This is a genomic window from Caulobacter radicis, from assembly GCF_003094615.1.
Classification (GTDB): domain Bacteria; phylum Pseudomonadota; class Alphaproteobacteria; order Caulobacterales; family Caulobacteraceae; genus Caulobacter; species Caulobacter radicis.
In genome coordinates, this window is sequence record NZ_QDKO01000013.1 from 82,679 (window position 1) to 98,838 (window position 16,160).

Here is a 16,160-nt window from a genome sequence, read left to right on the forward strand (position 1 = left end):
CACTCCCCCCACCGATCGCTGCGCGATCGCCTCCCCCACAGGGGGAGGTTCCTCGTGCCTTAGGCCTCGCCGTTCGGCTCCAGCGCGTAGACGCGCGAGCAGTATTCGCAGGTCACGTGGATCTTGCCGTCCGGCTCGATCATCTCGGCCTTCTCTTCGGGCGAGAAGGATTGCAGCACCACGCCGATCCGCTCTTCCGAACAACGGCAGAAGGCGCGCAGCGGCTTCTCGTCGATCAGGCGTACGCCGTCCTCGTTGAACAGGCGCCACAGCAGGGTGGTGGTCGGCACGGTCGGGTCGATCAGTTCGTCCTCGCCCGTGGTCTCGAACAGCGCCTGGGCGTGGTTCCAGGCTTCCTTGGTCTCGCCGCGCGTCTCGTCGCCGGCGATGGTCTGGATCAGGATGCCGCCGGCGCGCCAGGTCAGGCCCTCGCCGGTGTCGACCTGGCCGACGGCCAGGCGCACGCGGGTCGGGATCTGCTCGGACTGCATGAAGTATTGCTCGGCGCACAGGGCCAGACTCTCGCCCTCGATGGCGGTGACGCCCTGGTAGCGCTCCATGTCCTGGCCCTGGTCGAGGGTCATGATGAACACGCCGCCGCCCAGCAGGGTCTTGGCGCCGGGACGCGCGAAGCCCTCCGAGACGGCCGCGACCTCGTCGGGGTCGAACCGGCAATAGCCGCGCAGGCCGCCGGTGGTGTCGTAGTCGACAACCACGTAGCGCACCGGGCCGTCGCCCTGGGCCTGGACGATCAGGCGGCCCTCGAATTTCAGGCTCGAGCCGACCAGGGCGGCCAGCGCGCAGGCCTCGCCCAGCAGGTTGGCCACGGGCTCGGGATAGGAATGGCGGGTCAGCACCTCGTTGACCGCCTCGCCCAGCCGCACCACGCGGCCGCGCACGGGCAGGCCTTCGATCTGGAAGGCGGAAACGAGGTCGTCGGACAGGATCTGGGGGGCGGCGTCGGTCATGGGGCGGTTAGATAGGCGCTTCCACGAAAAATGCGAGGGGGGCGCCTGTTTGGAGGAACCTCCCCCCGTGGGGGAGGTGATCGCAAAGCGATCGGTGGGGGGAGTGTTCGGGAAGCCAGCCACCGCCCCGGAAGCTGAAAAACGTCCCCCCACCGGCCTTCGGCCGCCTCCCCCAGAGGGGGAGGGTCTTACCCTTACTTCTTCGCCAGGTAATCCAGGGCCATGAACACCTCGGCCTTCACGCCGGTCTCCAGCACCGCCTCGTCGATGTCGAAATAGGGCGAGTGGTTGGCTGGCGCGCCGGCGGCGGGGACGTCGACCTTGCGGCCGCCCAGCTGGACAAACACCGCCGGGATCTTCTGGCCGTAGAGCGAGAAGTCCTCGGCGCCGGTGACCAGGGCGGCCTGGTCGTCGACCTTGCCGGGCGAGGCCTTCTCCAGCGAGGCCTTCACCCACTTCGACAGGGCCGCGTCGTTCCAGGTGACCGGATAGGGCTGGGTGAACACCGCCTCGGCCTTGGCGCCGTAACGGTCGCCGATGGCGGTTACGGCCTTCTGGGTCTTGGCGATCACCTCGGCCTTACGCTCGGGCGTGAAGGTGCGCAGGGTGCCGCTCATCACCAGGTCTTCGGGGATGATGTTGTTGCGCACGCCCATGTTGATGGTGGCGATGGTCAGCACCGTCGGCGAGGTCCCGACATCGATCTGGCGGGCGGCGATCTGGTTCAGGGCCTGGACGATGTCGGCCGAGATGCTGGCCATGTCGATGCCGGCCCAGGGCCGCGCGCCGTGGGTCTGCTTGCCCTTGACGGTAATGGTGAGGCGGTCGGCGCCGGCGTAGAAGCCTTCGGGGCGGTAGTTCAGGGCGTGGGCGTCGCCGGGGCCGATATGCAGGCCGAAGATGGCGTCGACCTTGGGATTGTCGAGCGCGCCGTCGGCGATCATCAGCTTGGCGCCGCCCTCGTCGCCGGCCTGGGGCCCCTCTTCGGCCGGCTGGAAGACGAAGACCACCGTGCCGGCGATGTCGTTCTTCATGCCCGCCAGCACGGTCGCGGCGCCCAGCAGCATGGCCACGTGGGTGTCGTGGCCGCAGGCGTGCATCACCGGGACGGTCTTGCCCTCCCAGGTGGCGGTGGCCTTGGACGCGAACGGCAGGCCGGTCTTTTCCAGCACCGGCAGGGCGTCCATGTCGGCGCGCAGGGCCACGACCTTGCCGGGCTTGCCGCCCTTCAGCACGCCCACGACGCCGGTCTTGCCGACGCCCTCGCGGACCTCCAGGCCCAGGGCCTTCAGCTCCTTGGCCACCAGGGCGGCGGTGCGGACTTCCTGGTTGCCCAGCTCGGGATGCTCGTGGACGTCGCGCCGCCAGGCCACGACCTTGGGCTGGGCCGCCTTGGCCGCCGCCTCGACCTTCGCCGCGGAGGGCGCGGCCAGCGCGGGGACGGACATGGCGCTCGCCGCCATCAGGGCCAGTACCGAAACCTTCGCGCGCACGCCCATTCCCGACTCCTTGAGAAGACTTTGCGGGCGAGCTTGGCGGTTCCTGGGACCGGGTCAAGGGCGGCGGCGCTTTACCTAAGGAACGGCTTTGCAGAACCGTCGTGAAGACTAAGCTTCGTCCATGACCGAGCCTGCATCCGACTCCCCAACCTTCGACTCGAAAGACGACGGCGAGGCGCTGGATCCCAGTTCCGGCGTCATTCGCCCCCGCCACGCCGCCACACTGATCGTGGTGCGCGACGACGGCCCCGCCCCGCGGGTGCTGATGGGCCGGCGAAGCCGCGGCCACGCCTTCATGGCCAGCAAGTGGGTGTTTCCGGGCGGCCGGGTCGATCGCGGCGACTATGGCGCGCCGTCGGCCACGGAGCTGGATCCCGAGGTCGCCGCGCGGCTGGCCGCCGAGCCTCGCCACCCTTCCCCCGCCCGCCTGGCTCGCGCCCTGGCCCTGGCGGCCGTGCGCGAGACCTTCGAGGAGACCGGCCTGCTGCTGGCCAAGGCCGCGCCGGCGCGGCCCGGAGCCGGCGCCTGGCGGCCGTTCCTGGCCCAGGGCGCCCTGCCCGACCTGTCGCCGCTGAGCTTCGTGGCCCGCGCCATCACCCCGCCCTATCGCCCGCGCCGCTTCGACGCCCGCTTCTTCATGGCCCCGGCCAGCGCCCTGCTGAGCCTGGAACGCCAGCCCGACTGCGGCGAGCTGGACGAAATCGCCTGGGTGACCTTCGAAGAGACCCGCGACCTTGATCTGCCCAGCATCACCCGCATGGTGCTGCGCGAGACGGCCCAGCGCCTGAAGGACCCCGGCCGCCCCGCCCCGTTCATGCGCTTCCTGCGCGGCAACGCCGTGATGACGGAGCTTTAGGCCATGCTCGCCCTCATCCTCGCCTTGCAGGCCGCGCCGGCGCCGGCCATCGACCAGGCCGCCTTCCTGGCCGGCTGCTGGAAGCAGGAGCGCCCGAACGGCGTCGTCGAGGAGCAGTGGCTGGCGCCCGGCGGCGGCCTGATGCTGGGCATGAGCCGCACGGTGCGCGACGGCACGGTCCGCACCTACGAGTTCACGCGGATCCAGGAGGCCGACGGTCGACTCACCTTCTTCGCCATGCCCTCGGGCCAGGCGCCGGCCGCCTTTCCGCTGAAGAGCGCTGGGCCGGGCGAGCTGGTGTTCGAGAATCCCGGCCACGACTTCCCCCAGCGCGTGATCTACAAAAGCCAAGGCGTGGACGGCCTGCTGGGCCGGATCGAGGGCGAAATCGGCGGCCAGGCGCGGTCCGTGGATTTCCCCTACAAACGATGTTCAGGCGCCGATTGACTTTGGCCCGTTCATGAGTATGTTCCGCGCCTCTCATTTCGACCGCGCGGGGACCTGCGCGACCACCGCAGGGATTCGACCATGGCCAAACCGGCTTCGATCAAGATCCGCCTGAATTCGACGGCGGACACCGGCTTCTTCTACGTCACCAAGAAGAACGCCCGCACCAAGACCGAGAAGATGGTGCTGAAGAAGTACGACCCGGTCGTGCGCAAGCACGTCGAATTCCGCGAAGGCAAGATCAAGTAAGATCGCCTCGTCGCACCGACGATTCTCGAAAACGCCCGGCGGCAACGTCGGGCGTTTTTGTTTTTCCGGTCCCTGGAATAGGTTCATCGCGTGATCGTTCGCCTCGCCCTCGCCTTCTCCGCCATGGCCGCCCTGCCCGCCTGCGCCCAGCCGGCGCCGGTGCAGAGCTACGAGGTGGTCCGCACCTATCCCCACGACCGCCAGGCCTTTACCGAGGGCCTCTTGGTGCGCGACGGCCAGCTCTATGAGAGCACGGGCCTGGAAGGCCGCTCGTGGGTGCGCAAGGTGGATCTGGAAACCGGCGCGGTGCGGCAGCAGGCGGACCTCGATCCCAAGTATTTCGGCGAGGGAATCGTCGACTGGGGCGACGAGATCGTCCAGCTGACCTGGCAGAACGGGATCGGCTTCGTGCGCGACCGGGCGACCTTCGCCGTCAAGTCGACCTTCAGCTACACCGGCGAGGGCTGGGCCCTGACCAAGGACGACCGCCGCATCATCATGAGCGACGGCACCGCCGAGCTGCGGTTCCTGGATCCCAAGACCCTGAAGGAAACCGGCCGGGTGAAGGTGACCGACGATGGTCGCCCCGTGGACCAGATCAACGAGCTGGAATTCATCAAGGGCGAGGTCTGGGCCAATGTCTGGCAGACCGACCAGATCATCCGCATCGATCCGAAGACCGGCAAGGTGGTCGGACGGCTGGACCTGTCGGGCCTGCTGACGCCGGAGGAGGCTCGCCGCGCCGACGTGCTGAACGGCATCGCCTACGACGCCAAGGCCGATCGGATCTTCGTTACGGGGAAGTTCTGGCCGTGGCTGTTCGAGATCAAGGTGGCGAAATAGGCGGCGCTCAAGCCGCCTTGCAGACCACGGCGTTGCGGCCGGCGGCCTTGGCTTCGTAGACGCCGCTGTCGGCGCGCTTGAGCAGGGCCTCGGGGCTGTCGCCCGCGCCGGTGGTGGCCGAGACGCCGACCGAGATGGTCACCGTCAGCAGTTCCTGGCCGCCGGCCACGCGGAACGGCGAGCCGGCCACATGCATGCGGATGCGCTCGGCGATGCGCACGGCGTCGGCCAGCTGGGTGTCGGGCATGATCACCGTGAACTCCTCGCCGCCGTAGCGGCAAGGCAAGTCGATGGCCCGCACGTTCGAGGCCAGGCGCAGGGCGAACTCGCGCAGCACCTCGTCGCCGACATCGTGGCCGAAGCCGTCGTTGATCTTCTTGAAGTAGTCGATGTCGATCAGCAGGGCCGAGACCGGGTCGCCGCCCATGGTGGCGCGGTTGACCAGGGCCGACAGCTGGCCGGTCATGTAGCGGCGGTTGTGCAGGCCGGTCAGCGGATCGGTGACGGCCAGCTCCAGCGAGTGGTCGAGATTGTTGCGCAGGTAGTCGGTGTAGCGCTTGCGGCGCACCTGGGTGCGGACGCGGGCGGCCAGCTCCTGCGGGTCGATCGGGCGCGGCAGCACGTCGTTGACGCCGATATCCAGCGCCTTGACCATCCGCGGGCGGTCGTCGGGATCCACCACGGCCAGGATCGGCAGGTGACGGGTGCGCTCGCTCGAACGCAGCGTCGCGGCGAAGCGCAGGCCGTCGAAGCCGCGGGCGGCGGCGTTGACGATGACGAGGTCCACCGGCCCGCCGGCGCTGATCTCGGCCTTGGCCAGGTCGGTCTCGATCACAGGACGGTGCTCGACCGCCAGTTCGGAGGCGACGCGCTGGGCCTGGCGTTCGTTGTCGTCGACGATCAGCACCCGGCCGCCGATGCCGTCCAGGCGGGCGGCGGCGCCGGCGATCACGCCGATGCGGCGGCCCGAGGCCTCGCGCTGGCGCAGTTCGTCGATGACCATCTTCAGGCGGGTCAGGCTGCGCACGCGGGCGAACAGCATGACGTCGTCGATGGGTTTCGTCAGAAAGTCGGCGGCGCCCGCCTCCAGGCCCTGGATGCGGTCGGCGCGGCCGTCCAGCGCCGTGACCAGCACCACCGGGATATGGCGGGTGGCGGCGTCTTCCTTGAGCTTGCGGCAGACGGTGAAGCCGTCCATGCCGGGCATCATCACGTCCAGCAGGATGATGTCGGGCAGTTCCTCGGCCGCCTTCGCCAGGGCCGTCGGGCCGTCATAGGCGTAGGAGACCTGATAATATTCGGCCGACAGCTTGGCCTCGAGCAGGCGCACATTGGCCTCGATGTCGTCGACGACGAGGATTCGCGCGCTCACGACCTGTTACCTCTCCAGCAGCCGGCGGATGGTTTCGAGAAAGTGCGACACCGAGATCGGCTTCGAGATGTAGGCCTCGCAGCCGCCCTCGCGAATCCGCTCTTCATCGCCCTTCATCGCAAATGCCGTAACAGCGACCACGGGTATATGTGACAGATCGTCGTCCTCCTTGAGCCACTTGGTCACTTCCAGGCCCGAAATCTCGGGCAGCTGGATGTCCATGAGGATCAAATTCGGGCGGTGTTCACGGGCGATCGACAGCGCCTGCAGTCCCTCACGGGTCTGCAGGGTCTCGTAGCCCTGGGCCTCGAGCAGATCATGAAACAGCTTCATGTTCAGCTCGTTATCCTCGACGATGAGGACCTTCTTCGTCATCCTGACCCCGACCATACGGTCCGTGGCGACACGTGAGGGATTCGCGCCGCTTCTTCATCCTCAGATCGCACGAATATCCTTAAGCCCGCGCTAATCGCGTTTCCAACGACCGATCGCACACAAATGGACGCCCGCTCTCTCGACCTCAAGACCTGCACGCTGGATGCGCACCGTCCGCTCGTCATCGTGGATGTCGACGAAGTGCTGGCCCAGTTCATGGCCGGCTTCGGCGCGTTCATCGGCCGGCACGGCTTCGAGTTGCGCGTCGATCGCTTCGCGCTGTTCCAGAACATCTATCGCCCGGGCGAGACCGAGCACCTGGACCTCATCGCCGGCCGGGCCCTGTTCAACGACTTCTTCCGCGACGGCGGCGAGGATCTGCTGCCGGCCGAGGGCGCGGCCGACGCCCTGGCCGACCTGTCGCTGGACGCCAATGTGGTGATTCTGACCAACGCCCCCGAGCACGGCCGCCAGACCCGCGCCCGCTGGCTGAAGACCCACGGCTTCGACTATCCGCTGATCATCAATTCCGGCCCAAAGGGTCCGTCGGCGGCCGACCTGGCCGGGCGGGTCGAGGGGCCGGCGGTGTTCATCGACGATCTGCTGCCCCAACTCGAATCAGTCGCCGAGTACGCCCCGAGCGTGGGCCGCTTCCAGATGGTGACGGACGAACGCCTGCGCCCCCTGGCCCCCAGCGCGCCCGACCGGCACCGGCGCATCGACCTGTGGCCCGACCTGAAGGTCGCCCTCCGCGAGGCGCTGGCGCTCGACGGGCGATGAAGACCCTCGGATGAAAGCCCTCTGCAGAGACTGTCTGTGGACCGGCGAGCGCAGGGCGCCGCGCTGCCCGTCGTGCGGCTCGCCGCGGACGGTCTTCCATGAAGAGCTGGGCGTCCTGTCGATGGCCCACCTGGACTGCGACGCCTTCTACGCCTCGGTCGAGAAGCGCGACGATCCGAGCCTGCGCGACAAGCCGGTGATCGTCGGCGGCGGCAAGCGGGGCGTGGTCACCACGGCCTGCTACATCGCCCGGATGAGCGGGGCGCGCTCGGCCATGCCGATGTTCAAGGCGCTGCAGCTGTGTCCCGACGCGGTCGTGGTGAAGCCCAACTTCGCCAAATACAAGCACGAGAGCGCGCTGATCATGGCGCGCCTGTCGAACCTGACGCCGTTGGTCCAGCCGCTGTCGCTGGACGAGGCCTGGATCGACCTTGCAGGCACCGAACGCCTGCACGGCGCGCCGCCGGCCGTGATGCTGGCCAAGGTTCAGAGAGAGATCGAGGCCGAGCAGAACCTGACCGTCTCCATCGGCCTGGCCCCCAACAAGTTCCTGGCCAAGATCGCCTCGGAACTGGACAAGCCGCGCGGCTTCTCGGCCATCGGCGCGGCCGAGGCGGTGGCTTTCCTGGCGTCAAAGCCGGTGTCGATCCTGCCAGGCGTGGGCCCGGCCACGGTCTCGACGCTGGCGGGCCTTGGCCTTCGCACCGTCGGCGACATCGCCAACGCCGACCTCAAGACCCTGGCCAGGGAGCTGGGCGCGGGCGGCCTGCGGCTGCATCGCCTGGCCCACGGGCAGGACGCCCGGGCGGTCGATCCCGACAGCGTCCGCAAGACCATCAGCGCCGAGACCACCTTCAACGACGATCTCTTCCGCCGCGAGGACCTGGAAGACCAGTTGTGGCCCCTGTGCGAGAAGGTCGCCCGGCAGGCGCGCCGGGAAGAGGTGGCCGGTCGGGTCGCGACGCTGAAGCTGCGCACGCCCGACTTCAAGATCCACACCCGCCGCCGCACCCTGCCCGTCCCCACCCAGACGGCCCAGACCCTGTTCCAGGTGGCGCGCGAACTGCTGGCCGCCGAGCCGCCGGGCCGGTCCTACCGCCTGATCGGCGCGGGCCTGACCGAATTCGTCCCCGCCGCCGGCGCGGCCGACGACTTCTTCGCCGGCGACGAGCGCCGGGCCCTGAAGAGCGAGACCGCCATCGACGCCCTGCGCGGCAAGTTCGGCCTCAGCGCCGTCGTCACCGGCCGGGCGCTGAAGAGCAAGTAGCCTCCGCCAGCGCCTCGCCCGCCGTCGTTCGCACCGCCGCCGTCAGCCGGTCCAGCAGCCGCGCCGACAGCCGCGAGCGCTGCCAGTAGAGCGTGACCGCGATGGCGTGGCCCGGCGGCAGTTCGACCAGCCGGCCGGAAGCCAGGTGAGGCTGCGCGAGCGTGCGCGGCGTCATCGCCCAGCCCAGGCCGGCCAGGTTCATGTCGAGCATGCCTTGAGTGGCCGGCGTCCAGTGCACCGGGCCTTCGGGGCGTACGCCCAGCGCTTCCTGGGCCCAGCGAGCCTGAAGACCGTCGCGGCGGTCGAAGCGCAGCAACGGCGCATGGCGCAGGCGCTCGGCGCCGAAACCGCCCGGGAAGACCCGCGCCATGAAGGCGGGACTGGCCGTGGCCACGTACTCGATCGCCCCGAGGGGATAGGTCTTGCAGCCGACCACCGGCGCGGGATCGGCGGTGACGGCGGCCAGCACCTCACCGTCGCGCAGGCGCTCGGCGGTGTGAGCCTCGTCGTCCATGACGATGTCGAGCATGGCCCCGGTCTCTTCGGCGAAGCGCGCGGCGGCGAGCGGGAACCAGGTGCTGACGCTGTCGGCGTTGACGGCGATGCGCACCACGGCCGGCCCCTCGGCCAGGTCGGTCAAGCGCGGCAGGTCGGCGATCAGGTCGCCCTCCAGCAGCCGCACCTGCTCCACATGGGCGCAGAGCCGCGCGCCGATGGCGGTGGGCCGGCAGGGCTGCCCGCGGGTCAGCAGCACCGCGCCCAGGCGCTCTTCCAGGCCCTTCACCCGCTGTGAGACGGCCGAAGGGGTGACGCCCAGCGCAGCGGCCGCCTTGTCGAAGGCCCCCTCACGGGCGACAGCCGCCACCGCGGCCAGGGACGCATAGTCCAGCATTAGATCGCCTAATTTTGATTTAGCATCCTTAGTTAGACTACAGCCGTCGCCGCCGCCATCAAGACGGCCATGAGCACCGCCCTCCTCCCCGCCTTTGCAAAAGGCTTCGCCCTGTCCGCCGGTCTGATCGTCGCCATCGGCGCACAGAACATGTTCGTCCTGCGCCAGGGGCTGAAGCGCGAGCACGTGGCGCCGATCGTGCTGTTCTGCGCCCTGGCCGACGCCGCCCTGATCATCGCCGGCGTCAACGGGCTGGGCGCGCTGCTGGCGCTGGTTCCGGGCCTGTCGCTGGCGTTGAGCCTGGGCGGCGCGGCGTTCCTGGCCTGGTACGGGGTCGGCGCCCTGCGGCGGGCGGCCAATCCCGAGGCGCTGGCCCTGGCCGACCAGCCGAGCATCACCCTGGGCGCGGCGCTGGCCGGCACGGCCGCCTTCACCTTCCTGAACCCGCACGTCTATATCGACACGGTGATGCTGATGGGCGCGGTCGGCGCCAGCCTGCCCGTCGCCGAGCGGCCGCTGTTCATGGCCGGCGCGGCCCTGGCCAGCGTCTCCTGGTTCTCGGCCCTGGGCTTCGGCGCCCGCTTCCTCGTCCCGCTGTTCTCCCGCCCCGCCGCCTGGCGCGCGCTCGACCTCGTCATCGGCGCGGTGATGCTGCTGCTGGCCGCCAGCCTGCTGGTCGCGGCGACGGGTCGGTAGGCTGGATCTGCCGTCCCTCCCCAGCCCTTCCTGATCCGCACTTCCCCGCGAAGGCGGGGACCCAAGCCGATTCGGCGGCTCATTCGCCGCCCAGCCCCACCCTGAAATCCAGCTTGGATCCCCGCCTTCGCGGGGATGCTCGGAAAAGAGCCGAGAACCCGATCAGAGAACTCTGCTTGACAGAGTTACTTCGCGATATCACTCTGCACCACAGAGAGCTTTGAAGCTCCATGGAGGATGTGATGGTGCTGACCAAGAACGAAGCGGCCGCGGCGCTGGCCGACATTCAGGAAACCACCCGCCGGGGCGCCACCCTGCGCGGCTACCGCATCGGCGGGCCGATCCTGATGCTGTGGAGCGTGGTCTGGGCCCTGGGCTATCTCGGCATGGGCCTTTTGCCTTCGCACCAGTGGGGCTGGGTCTGGCTGGTGCTCGACACGGTCGGCGCGATCGGCTCCATCCTGCTGGCCCGTCCGGCGGACAAGGCCACGCGGGCCGCCGGCATGAAAAGCCAGGGCAACTCCCTGAAGATGATGGGCGGCATGGCCGTGGCCATCATCTTCGTGATGTCGACCTTCTACGTGCTGCGCCCCACGGATCCGGCGGCCTACCTGGCCTTTCCCGGCCTGATGGTGGGAGCGATCTACGCGGCCGTCGGCGTCTTCGTGGCTGGGCGCTACCTGGGGATCGGCGCGGTGATGTTCGCGCTCACCCTGGTCGGGTTCTACGCCTTCCCCGAGATCCTCGCCTTCTGGATGGCCAGCGCCAGCGTGGCGCTGTTCGTCAGCGGCGTCTGGCTGGCGAGGGCCTGAGCATGGCCCAGGCCGACGACCTGATTCACCAGCCCCTGCGCCTGAAGATCATGGCCGCGCTCTATGCCGAGCGCGACGGCGAGCCGCCCGAGTTCTCGCGCCTGAAGGCGATCACCCAGGCCACCGACGGCAATCTGGGCAGCCACCTGACCGCCCTGGAAAAGGCCGGTTATGTCGAGATCCTGAAAGACCACGTCGGCAAGCGCCCCCGAACCCGCGCCAAGGTCACGGCGGAGGGCGCCAAGGCCTTCAGGGGCCACGTCGCCTACCTGCGGGAACTGGTCGAGGGCATCGACTGACGCGCCCCTGGCGGGAGTTCAACTTCCCGCCGCGTCGCGGCCCTTGCCAGCCTCGCGGATGCTCTCCAGGAACTTCGCGACGCGCTCGGACTTGCAGACCTCGTGGCTCTGTCCCTTGGCTTCCAGGTCCACGCATTGGTGCGCAGCCGCCATCGGCGGGATCATGTCGATCGGTTCGGCGCTGGCGTCGCCCCGGTCGACCACCGCGCCGAGCTTCTTCAGGAAATTGAGTATCCCGCGACGGTTGGCGACCGCCTGGGGCTCCTGCCCTTCCGCGGGCGGCGCGGGCAGAGCGGCCAGCTGCTTGTCGACATCCAGCCGCGCCAGATCGGCCTTGGCCGCGTCGAACTCGCCCAGCTCGCGACGCGCATTGACCACCTTGGCCATCATGCCCAGCCACTGCGGGTCGTCGGGCTTGGCGGGCAAGGCCTCGGCGCCCGCGATGAACGCGCGCTGGTAACGCGCCTTGCGCGCGGGCTCGGCGTCGCTCTGCCAGCTGGCCTGAAGCACCAGCCACAGCGGATCGCCCTCGCCCTTCAGGGCGCGCTCGAGCCAGGCGGCGCGGTAGTAGCTGGTGTCCTCCTGGACCATCCGCCGATAGTCTTCGGAGGCGAGCAGAGCCGGCAGCGCCTTGAGTTCGGCCTTTGAGAACGACTTGTAAACGACGAGACCGTTGCCGGGGCAGGTCGGGATCGGGCGCGGGAATTCCCAGCTGCCATACGGCTTGCCGTCGGGCCGTTGGCCCCAGGTACTGTAGGACATGGTGTCGGTGTAGACGAAGCTTTCGCCGCCGACGGGGCACTTCATCTTCACCGGATAGGGCGTGCCCGCATGGGCCGCGCCGACCAGACCCGCCGCGGCCGCGGCGACCGCGATCAACCAAGACTTCATGACTTCCCTCCCCACTCGGAGGGCGAGACTGGCATTCAAATTGACGCGCGTAAATAGCAAGTCCACGCGCCAGGCCGACTACATCAGCGAACCCTTGCCGCTGGTGACTTCGGTATAGCGGTGCACCCGCACGGCCTGGACGAGGCCAAAGCCGATCATCACCGTCATCATCACGGTGCCGCCGTAGGACAGCATCGGCATGGGCACGCCCACCACCGGCGCCAGGCCCATGACCATGGCCCCGTTGATCAGCACGTAGAGGGCGAAGGTCGCCGTCACGCCCGAGGCCGCCAGGCGTCCGAAGTGGCTGTGGCTGATCGAGGCGATGCGCAGGGCCATGAAGATAACCACGCCGTACAGCGCCAGCACCCACAGGCAGCCGACGAAGCCGAACTCCTCGGCCAGGGTGGCGAAGATGAAGTCGGTCTGCTTTTCCGGCAGGAAGTTCAGCTGGCTCTGCGAGCCGAGGCCAAAGCCCTTGCCCAGCAGGCCGCCGGAGCCCAGGGCGATCTTCGACTGGTAGATGTGGTAGCCCGAGCCCGACTGGTCGGCCTCGGGATTGAGGAAGGTCAGCACCCGCTTGCGCTGGTAGTCGTGCAGCACGAACAGCACGAAGGGCGGGATGGCCACCAGGGCCCCGATGATCCCGGTGGCGATCACCCGCCAGGACAGGCCGGCGAGCACGACGATGGCCAGGCCGGTCATGACGATCAGCATGGCGGTGCCCAGGTCGGGCTGGTGGGCCACCAGCAGCACCGGCGCGCCGATCATCGCGGCCGGCACCAGCAGCCGCCAGGAGAACCGGGCGCTGTCGGCCGACAGGCCGTGGTAGTAGCGGGCCAGCGCCAGCACGACGCCGATCTTCATGATCTCGGACGGCTGGAAGCGGAAGCCGCCGATCGACAGCCAGCGCTGGGCGCCCAGCGACACGTCGCCGACCACCTCCACCGCCACCAGCAACAGCAGGCCCACGCCGTAGATCGGATAGGCCAGGGTGAACCAGACCCGCAGGTCGACCATCGCCAGGATGATCATCATGATGAAGTAGAGGCCGAAACGCAGCAGGTGCTTGTCGGCCCAGGGCTCCCACGAGGCGCCCGCGATCGAGAACAGCATCAAGGCCCCCGAGCCCGCGATCAGGCACAGGAGCAGGCAGAAGGTCCAGTCGATCTCCATGAACTTGATGATCGGCCGGTCGCGTTCGCCGGGCCGGGAAAGGCCGCCGCTTAGGGTCATATGTGGCCTCCCTGGGGTGGCTGGCCGGTCGTCGGGGTCGCCTCGGGGGGCGGCGGAGCGCCCTCCTCCGGCTCGTCGGGCGCGGCGCCTTCGACGACGCCGTCGGCGGTCTCGACCGGGGCCTCGGGCAGAGGCATGGGACGCTCGATGCGGGCGCGGATCTCCGGATCCTTCAAGAGGGCCACGCGCATCACCTCGCGGGCGCGCGGGGCGCCGGCGGTGGCGCCGCCCAGGCCGCCGTGCTCGACCAGCACCGCCACGGCGTAGCGCGGGTCGTCATAGGGCGCGAAGGCCACGAACAGGTTGTGGTCCTTGAGCTTCCACTGCACCGAGGCGCTGTTGCGGCTCTTGGCCTTGTCGTAGCTGCGGACCTGGGCCGTGCCGGTCTTGCCGGCCATCTGCACGTCGCCCAGGCCCAGCTGGCTCTGGCGATAGGCCGTGCCGCGCACGTCGTTGGCCACGGCGGCCATGCCGCCGCGCACGTAGTCGAGGTGCTCCTTGGAGAACGGCATGTCGGGCACGTCGGCTCCGCTGGGCTGCTCGACGCCGCCGACCGACTTGATCAGGCGCGGGTTAAGGGCCTTGCGGCCGTTGGCCAGTCGCGCGGTCATCACCGCCAGCTGCAGGGCGTTGACGCTCAGCGCGCCCTGGCCGATGCCGTAGCTGGGGGTCTCGCCCGGAAACCAGATCTGGTTGGCCGGATTGCGCTTGAAGGCCCGCTTCTTCCACTCGCGGTCGGGGACGATGCCCTTCTTCTGGCCGGGAATGCCGATGTCGAAGATCTCGCCGAAGCCCATGCCGCGCGCGGCCGTGGCGATGGCGTCGGGGCCGATCTTCAGCGCCGTCTGGTAGAAGTAGATGTCGCACGAGTTCTTGATGGCGTCGTGCATGTTCTGGGCGCCGTGGCCGCCCTTCTGCCAGCAGCGCCAGGTGCGGCCGCCGTAGTACCAGCTGCCCGGGCAGTTGATGCGGATGTTCGGGTCGATGCCCGCCGCCAGCGCGGCCAGGCCCACCGTCGGCTTGAAGGTCGAGCCCGGCGGATAGGTGCCGGTCATCGCCTTGTCGAGCAGCGGCTTGCGCTCGTATTCCGACAGCGCCCGGTACTCGGCGCCCGACAGGCCCTTGACGAAGCGGTTGGCGTCGAAGCTGGGAGCCGAGACCATGGCCAGCAGGTCGCCGTTGCGGATGTCCATCACGACGATGGCGCCGCTTTCCTCGCCCATCACCTCGAGGGCGCGGTTCTGGATGTCGGCGTCCAGGGTGAGGCGCACTTCCTTGCCGGGCGTGGCCGGGATGTCGCCGGCCGGGTCAAGGCTGACGACGCGGCCTTGCGCGTCGACCTCGGCCTTGATGGCGCCCGCGCGGCCGCGCAGATCGAGGTCGAAGGCCTTCTCCACGCCCTGGCGACCGATGCGGAAGCCGGGATTGTGCAGCAGTTCCTGGTCCTGGGTCGGATCCTTCTTGGCCGCCTCGACGTCGCGGTCGGAGACCTTGGCGACATAGCCGATGACGTGGGCGAAGGCGCCGCCGAACGGATAGACCCGCACCTCGCCCATGTCGGCGCTGATGTTGGGCAGCTCGGGGGCGCGTATGTTGATCCGGGAGAACTCCTCCCAGGTCATGTCTTCCATCACCACGACCGGCGCCTTGCGCGGGGCGTTGTTGATCTCCTTCAGGAGACGCGCGCGGCGCGTGCCGTCGATGGGCACCAGGGTCGCCAGGTCGTCGAGGGTCGCCTCGACGTCCATGCCCTTCTCCTTGATCACCATCAGGCGGAAGTTGGGGCGGTTGGAGGCCAGGGCCACGCCGTTGCGGTCGAGGATCAGGCCGCGCGGCGGCGGCACCAGGCGGTAGTTGAACTGGTTGCCGGCCGAAAGCTTCTGGTAGCGCTGGGCCTCGACCAGCTGCAACTGGGCCAGGCGCCCGGTCAGGGTCAGCAGGCCCGCGCCGGCCAAGCCGCCGAGCAGAAACGCGCGGCGGTGGAAGACCCCCTGCCGCTCGTTGACCTCGAAGAAGAAGATCGACGGTTCGCTCATCGCCTCACCGGAACCGGACGTCGGCGTCTTCGAAGCGATCGATCAGCCGGTGAGCGAACGGGAACAGCAGCGCCGTGGCCAGGAACTGCCAGAACACGGCCACCAAGCTGGGCATGGCCAGGCTGTCCATCATCGTGAACAGGAAACCCGCGGTCATGGAGAGCGCGCAGGCGCCGGCGTACCAGACCCACAGCATCGGACGGCTCTGGCCGGTCAGCATGTTGCGCACCGCCAGCACCGAGGCGTAGGCGACCAGCAGCGACAGGCCCCACAGGCCCGTGGGGCCGCCCCAGAAGGTGTCGAGGAACAGGCCCAGCAGCAGCAGGGCGAACGGCGCCAGGATCGACGGGCGGATCACCGCCCAGGCGAAGGCCGGGACCATGGCGAAGATGGGTTCGGGCAGTTGCAGGCCCCACATGCGGATCGGGGCGGCGAACAGGATCGTCGCCAGGATCACGAACAGCATGGGGACGCCCAGCCAGCGCCCCGGATTGAGGGGCCGGGCGCCGGTCATTGCGGCGTCCTGGCCGGCGCGGTCGTCGCCGGGGTCGTGGTGGCGGGCCTCGTCGTCGCGGGCGGCCGGGTGGTCGCGGGCCTGGCGGCCGCCGGAGCGGGCGTGGTCGGCCGGGACGCGGCGGGGGC

The 16,160-nt window shown here is 69.1% G+C and carries 18 protein-coding genes; 9 read left to right on the forward strand and 9 right to left on the reverse strand.

Translation table 11 applies throughout. The features are described from left to right. Positions 1 to 59 precede the first annotated feature (59 nt). Complete coding sequence (locus DDF62_RS08195; protein WP_116488669.1) at positions 60 to 968, reverse strand: Hsp33 family molecular chaperone; 909 nt, start codon at positions 966 to 968, stop codon at positions 60 to 62. Between the two features lie 194 nt (positions 969 to 1,162). Next, positions 1,163 to 2,467, reverse strand: coding sequence for an amidohydrolase (locus DDF62_RS08200; protein ID WP_425267032.1), 1,305 nt, complete (start codon positions 2,465 to 2,467; stop codon positions 1,163 to 1,165). A gap of 121 nt (positions 2,468 to 2,588) precedes the next feature. On the opposite strand from DDF62_RS08200, the gene DDF62_RS08205 reads away from it, so the two are divergent. The 4 genes from DDF62_RS08205 to DDF62_RS08220 all read left to right on the forward strand — a co-directional run bounded on the left by DDF62_RS08205 (position 2,589) and on the right by DDF62_RS08220 (position 4,862). Beyond that, positions 2,589 to 3,323, forward strand: a complete 735-nt coding sequence (locus tag DDF62_RS08205; RefSeq protein ID WP_116488670.1) for an NUDIX hydrolase — start codon at positions 2,589 to 2,591, stop codon at positions 3,321 to 3,323. Positions 3,324 to 3,326: 3 nt separating this feature from the next. After that, positions 3,327 to 3,770: a DUF6265 family protein gene (locus DDF62_RS08210; RefSeq protein ID WP_116488671.1), complete on the forward strand. Its 444-nt coding sequence runs from the start codon at positions 3,327 to 3,329 to the stop codon at positions 3,768 to 3,770. An 81-nt stretch (positions 3,771 to 3,851) separates the two neighbouring features. Then, complete coding sequence (rpmG, locus tag DDF62_RS08215; protein WP_004620056.1) at positions 3,852 to 4,019, forward strand: 50S ribosomal protein L33; 168 nt, start codon at positions 3,852 to 3,854, stop codon at positions 4,017 to 4,019. 93 nt (positions 4,020 to 4,112) lie between these two features. After that, entirely contained in the window at positions 4,113 to 4,862 is a 750-nt protein-coding gene (locus DDF62_RS08220; RefSeq protein ID WP_425267034.1) for a glutaminyl-peptide cyclotransferase, read from the forward strand. A 7-nt stretch (positions 4,863 to 4,869) separates the two neighbouring features. Here the strand turns inward: DDF62_RS08220 and DDF62_RS08225 are convergent, their stop codons facing one another. Beyond that, positions 4,870 to 6,234, reverse strand: a complete 1,365-nt coding sequence (locus tag DDF62_RS08225; RefSeq protein ID WP_116488672.1) for a PleD family two-component system response regulator — start codon at positions 6,232 to 6,234, stop codon at positions 4,870 to 4,872. Positions 6,235 to 6,240: 6 nt separating this feature from the next. Continuing rightward, positions 6,241 to 6,609 carry a cell-cycle response regulator DivK gene (gene divK / locus DDF62_RS08230; protein ID WP_058348522.1) on the reverse strand — a complete coding sequence of 123 codons (369 nt, stop codon included), beginning with the start codon at positions 6,607 to 6,609 and terminating at the stop codon, positions 6,241 to 6,243. 123 nt (positions 6,610 to 6,732) lie between these two features. On the opposite strand from divK, the gene DDF62_RS08235 reads away from it, so the two are divergent. After that, positions 6,733 to 7,389 carry an HAD family hydrolase gene (locus DDF62_RS08235; protein WP_116488673.1) on the forward strand — a complete coding sequence of 219 codons (657 nt, stop codon included), beginning with the start codon at positions 6,733 to 6,735 and terminating at the stop codon, positions 7,387 to 7,389. Between the two features lie 10 nt (positions 7,390 to 7,399). Further along, positions 7,400 to 8,656 (forward strand): DNA polymerase IV, encoded by a 1,257-nt coding sequence (locus DDF62_RS08240; RefSeq protein WP_116488674.1) that lies wholly within the window; start codon positions 7,400 to 7,402, stop codon positions 8,654 to 8,656. On the opposite strand, the gene DDF62_RS08245 is transcribed toward DDF62_RS08240, so the two are convergent. Continuing rightward, positions 8,628 to 9,548, reverse strand: a complete 921-nt coding sequence (locus DDF62_RS08245; RefSeq protein ID WP_116488675.1) for a LysR family transcriptional regulator ArgP — start codon at positions 9,546 to 9,548, stop codon at positions 8,628 to 8,630. The genes DDF62_RS08240 and DDF62_RS08245 overlap by 29 nt on opposite strands. Before the next feature lie 69 nt (positions 9,549 to 9,617). On the opposite strand from DDF62_RS08245, the gene DDF62_RS08250 reads away from it, so the two are divergent. The 3 genes from DDF62_RS08250 (at position 9,618) to DDF62_RS08260 (ending at position 11,355) form a co-directional block, all read left to right on the forward strand. Continuing rightward, on the forward strand, positions 9,618 to 10,244 hold the full coding sequence (locus DDF62_RS08250; RefSeq protein WP_116488676.1) for a LysE/ArgO family amino acid transporter: 627 nt from the start codon (positions 9,618 to 9,620) through the stop codon (positions 10,242 to 10,244). A gap of 242 nt (positions 10,245 to 10,486) precedes the next feature. Then, positions 10,487 to 11,056: a hypothetical protein gene (locus DDF62_RS08255; RefSeq protein WP_244286751.1), complete on the forward strand. Its 570-nt coding sequence runs from the start codon at positions 10,487 to 10,489 to the stop codon at positions 11,054 to 11,056. 2 nt (positions 11,057 to 11,058) lie between these two features. Beyond that, positions 11,059 to 11,355, forward strand: coding sequence for a winged helix-turn-helix domain-containing protein (locus DDF62_RS08260; RefSeq protein WP_116488678.1), 297 nt, complete (start codon positions 11,059 to 11,061; stop codon positions 11,353 to 11,355). A gap of 18 nt (positions 11,356 to 11,373) precedes the next feature. Here DDF62_RS08260 and DDF62_RS08265 read toward each other — a convergent pair whose 3' ends face one another. The 4 genes from DDF62_RS08265 to DDF62_RS08280 all read right to left on the reverse strand — a co-directional run bounded on the left by DDF62_RS08265 (position 11,374) and on the right by DDF62_RS08280 (position 16,032). Continuing rightward, on the reverse strand, positions 11,374 to 12,246 hold the full coding sequence (locus DDF62_RS08265) for a hypothetical protein (RefSeq protein ID WP_116488679.1): 873 nt from the start codon (positions 12,244 to 12,246) through the stop codon (positions 11,374 to 11,376). Between the two features lie 78 nt (positions 12,247 to 12,324). Beyond that, positions 12,325 to 13,482 (reverse strand): rod shape-determining protein RodA, encoded by a 1,158-nt coding sequence (gene rodA / locus DDF62_RS08270; protein WP_116488680.1) that lies wholly within the window; start codon positions 13,480 to 13,482, stop codon positions 12,325 to 12,327. Beyond that, positions 13,479 to 15,518: a penicillin-binding protein 2 gene (gene mrdA, locus DDF62_RS08275; RefSeq protein WP_116488681.1), complete on the reverse strand. Its 2,040-nt coding sequence runs from the start codon at positions 15,516 to 15,518 to the stop codon at positions 13,479 to 13,481. Before mrdA ends, rodA begins: the two co-directional genes overlap by 4 nt. 4 nt (positions 15,519 to 15,522) lie before the next feature. Beyond that, entirely contained in the window at positions 15,523 to 16,032 is a 510-nt protein-coding gene (locus DDF62_RS08280) for a hypothetical protein (RefSeq protein ID WP_058348486.1), read from the reverse strand. Positions 16,033 to 16,160: the final 128 nt, after the last annotated feature.

Coding starts and splice junctions, on each gene's coding strand:
- DDF62_RS08195 (WP_116488669.1), bottom strand. CDS start 968: ATGACCGACGCCGCCCCCCAGATCCTGTCCGACGACCTCGTTTCCGCC.
- DDF62_RS08200 (WP_425267032.1), bottom strand. CDS start 2,467: ATGGGCGTGCGCGCGAAGGTTTCGGTACTGGCCCTGATGGCGGCGAGC.
- DDF62_RS08205 (WP_116488670.1), top strand. CDS start 2,589: ATGACCGAGCCTGCATCCGACTCCCCAACCTTCGACTCGAAAGACGAC.
- DDF62_RS08210 (WP_116488671.1), top strand. CDS start 3,327: ATGCTCGCCCTCATCCTCGCCTTGCAGGCCGCGCCGGCGCCGGCCATC.
- rpmG (WP_004620056.1), top strand. CDS start 3,852: ATGGCCAAACCGGCTTCGATCAAGATCCGCCTGAATTCGACGGCGGAC.
- divK (WP_058348522.1), bottom strand. CDS start 6,609: ATGACGAAGAAGGTCCTCATCGTCGAGGATAACGAGCTGAACATGAAG.
- DDF62_RS08235 (WP_116488673.1), top strand. CDS start 6,733: ATGGACGCCCGCTCTCTCGACCTCAAGACCTGCACGCTGGATGCGCAC.
- DDF62_RS08240 (WP_116488674.1), top strand. CDS start 7,400: ATGAAAGCCCTCTGCAGAGACTGTCTGTGGACCGGCGAGCGCAGGGCG.
- DDF62_RS08245 (WP_116488675.1), bottom strand. CDS start 9,548: ATGCTGGACTATGCGTCCCTGGCCGCGGTGGCGGCTGTCGCCCGTGAG.
- DDF62_RS08250 (WP_116488676.1), top strand. CDS start 9,618: ATGAGCACCGCCCTCCTCCCCGCCTTTGCAAAAGGCTTCGCCCTGTCC.
- DDF62_RS08255 (WP_244286751.1), top strand. CDS start 10,487: ATGGTGCTGACCAAGAACGAAGCGGCCGCGGCGCTGGCCGACATTCAG.
- DDF62_RS08260 (WP_116488678.1), top strand. CDS start 11,059: ATGGCCCAGGCCGACGACCTGATTCACCAGCCCCTGCGCCTGAAGATC.
- DDF62_RS08265 (WP_116488679.1), bottom strand. CDS start 12,246: ATGAAGTCTTGGTTGATCGCGGTCGCCGCGGCCGCGGCGGGTCTGGTC.
- rodA (WP_116488680.1), bottom strand. CDS start 13,482: ATGACCCTAAGCGGCGGCCTTTCCCGGCCCGGCGAACGCGACCGGCCG.
- mrdA (WP_116488681.1), bottom strand. CDS start 15,518: ATGAGCGAACCGTCGATCTTCTTCTTCGAGGTCAACGAGCGGCAGGGG.
- DDF62_RS08280 (WP_058348486.1), bottom strand. CDS start 16,032: ATGACCGGCGCCCGGCCCCTCAATCCGGGGCGCTGGCTGGGCGTCCCC.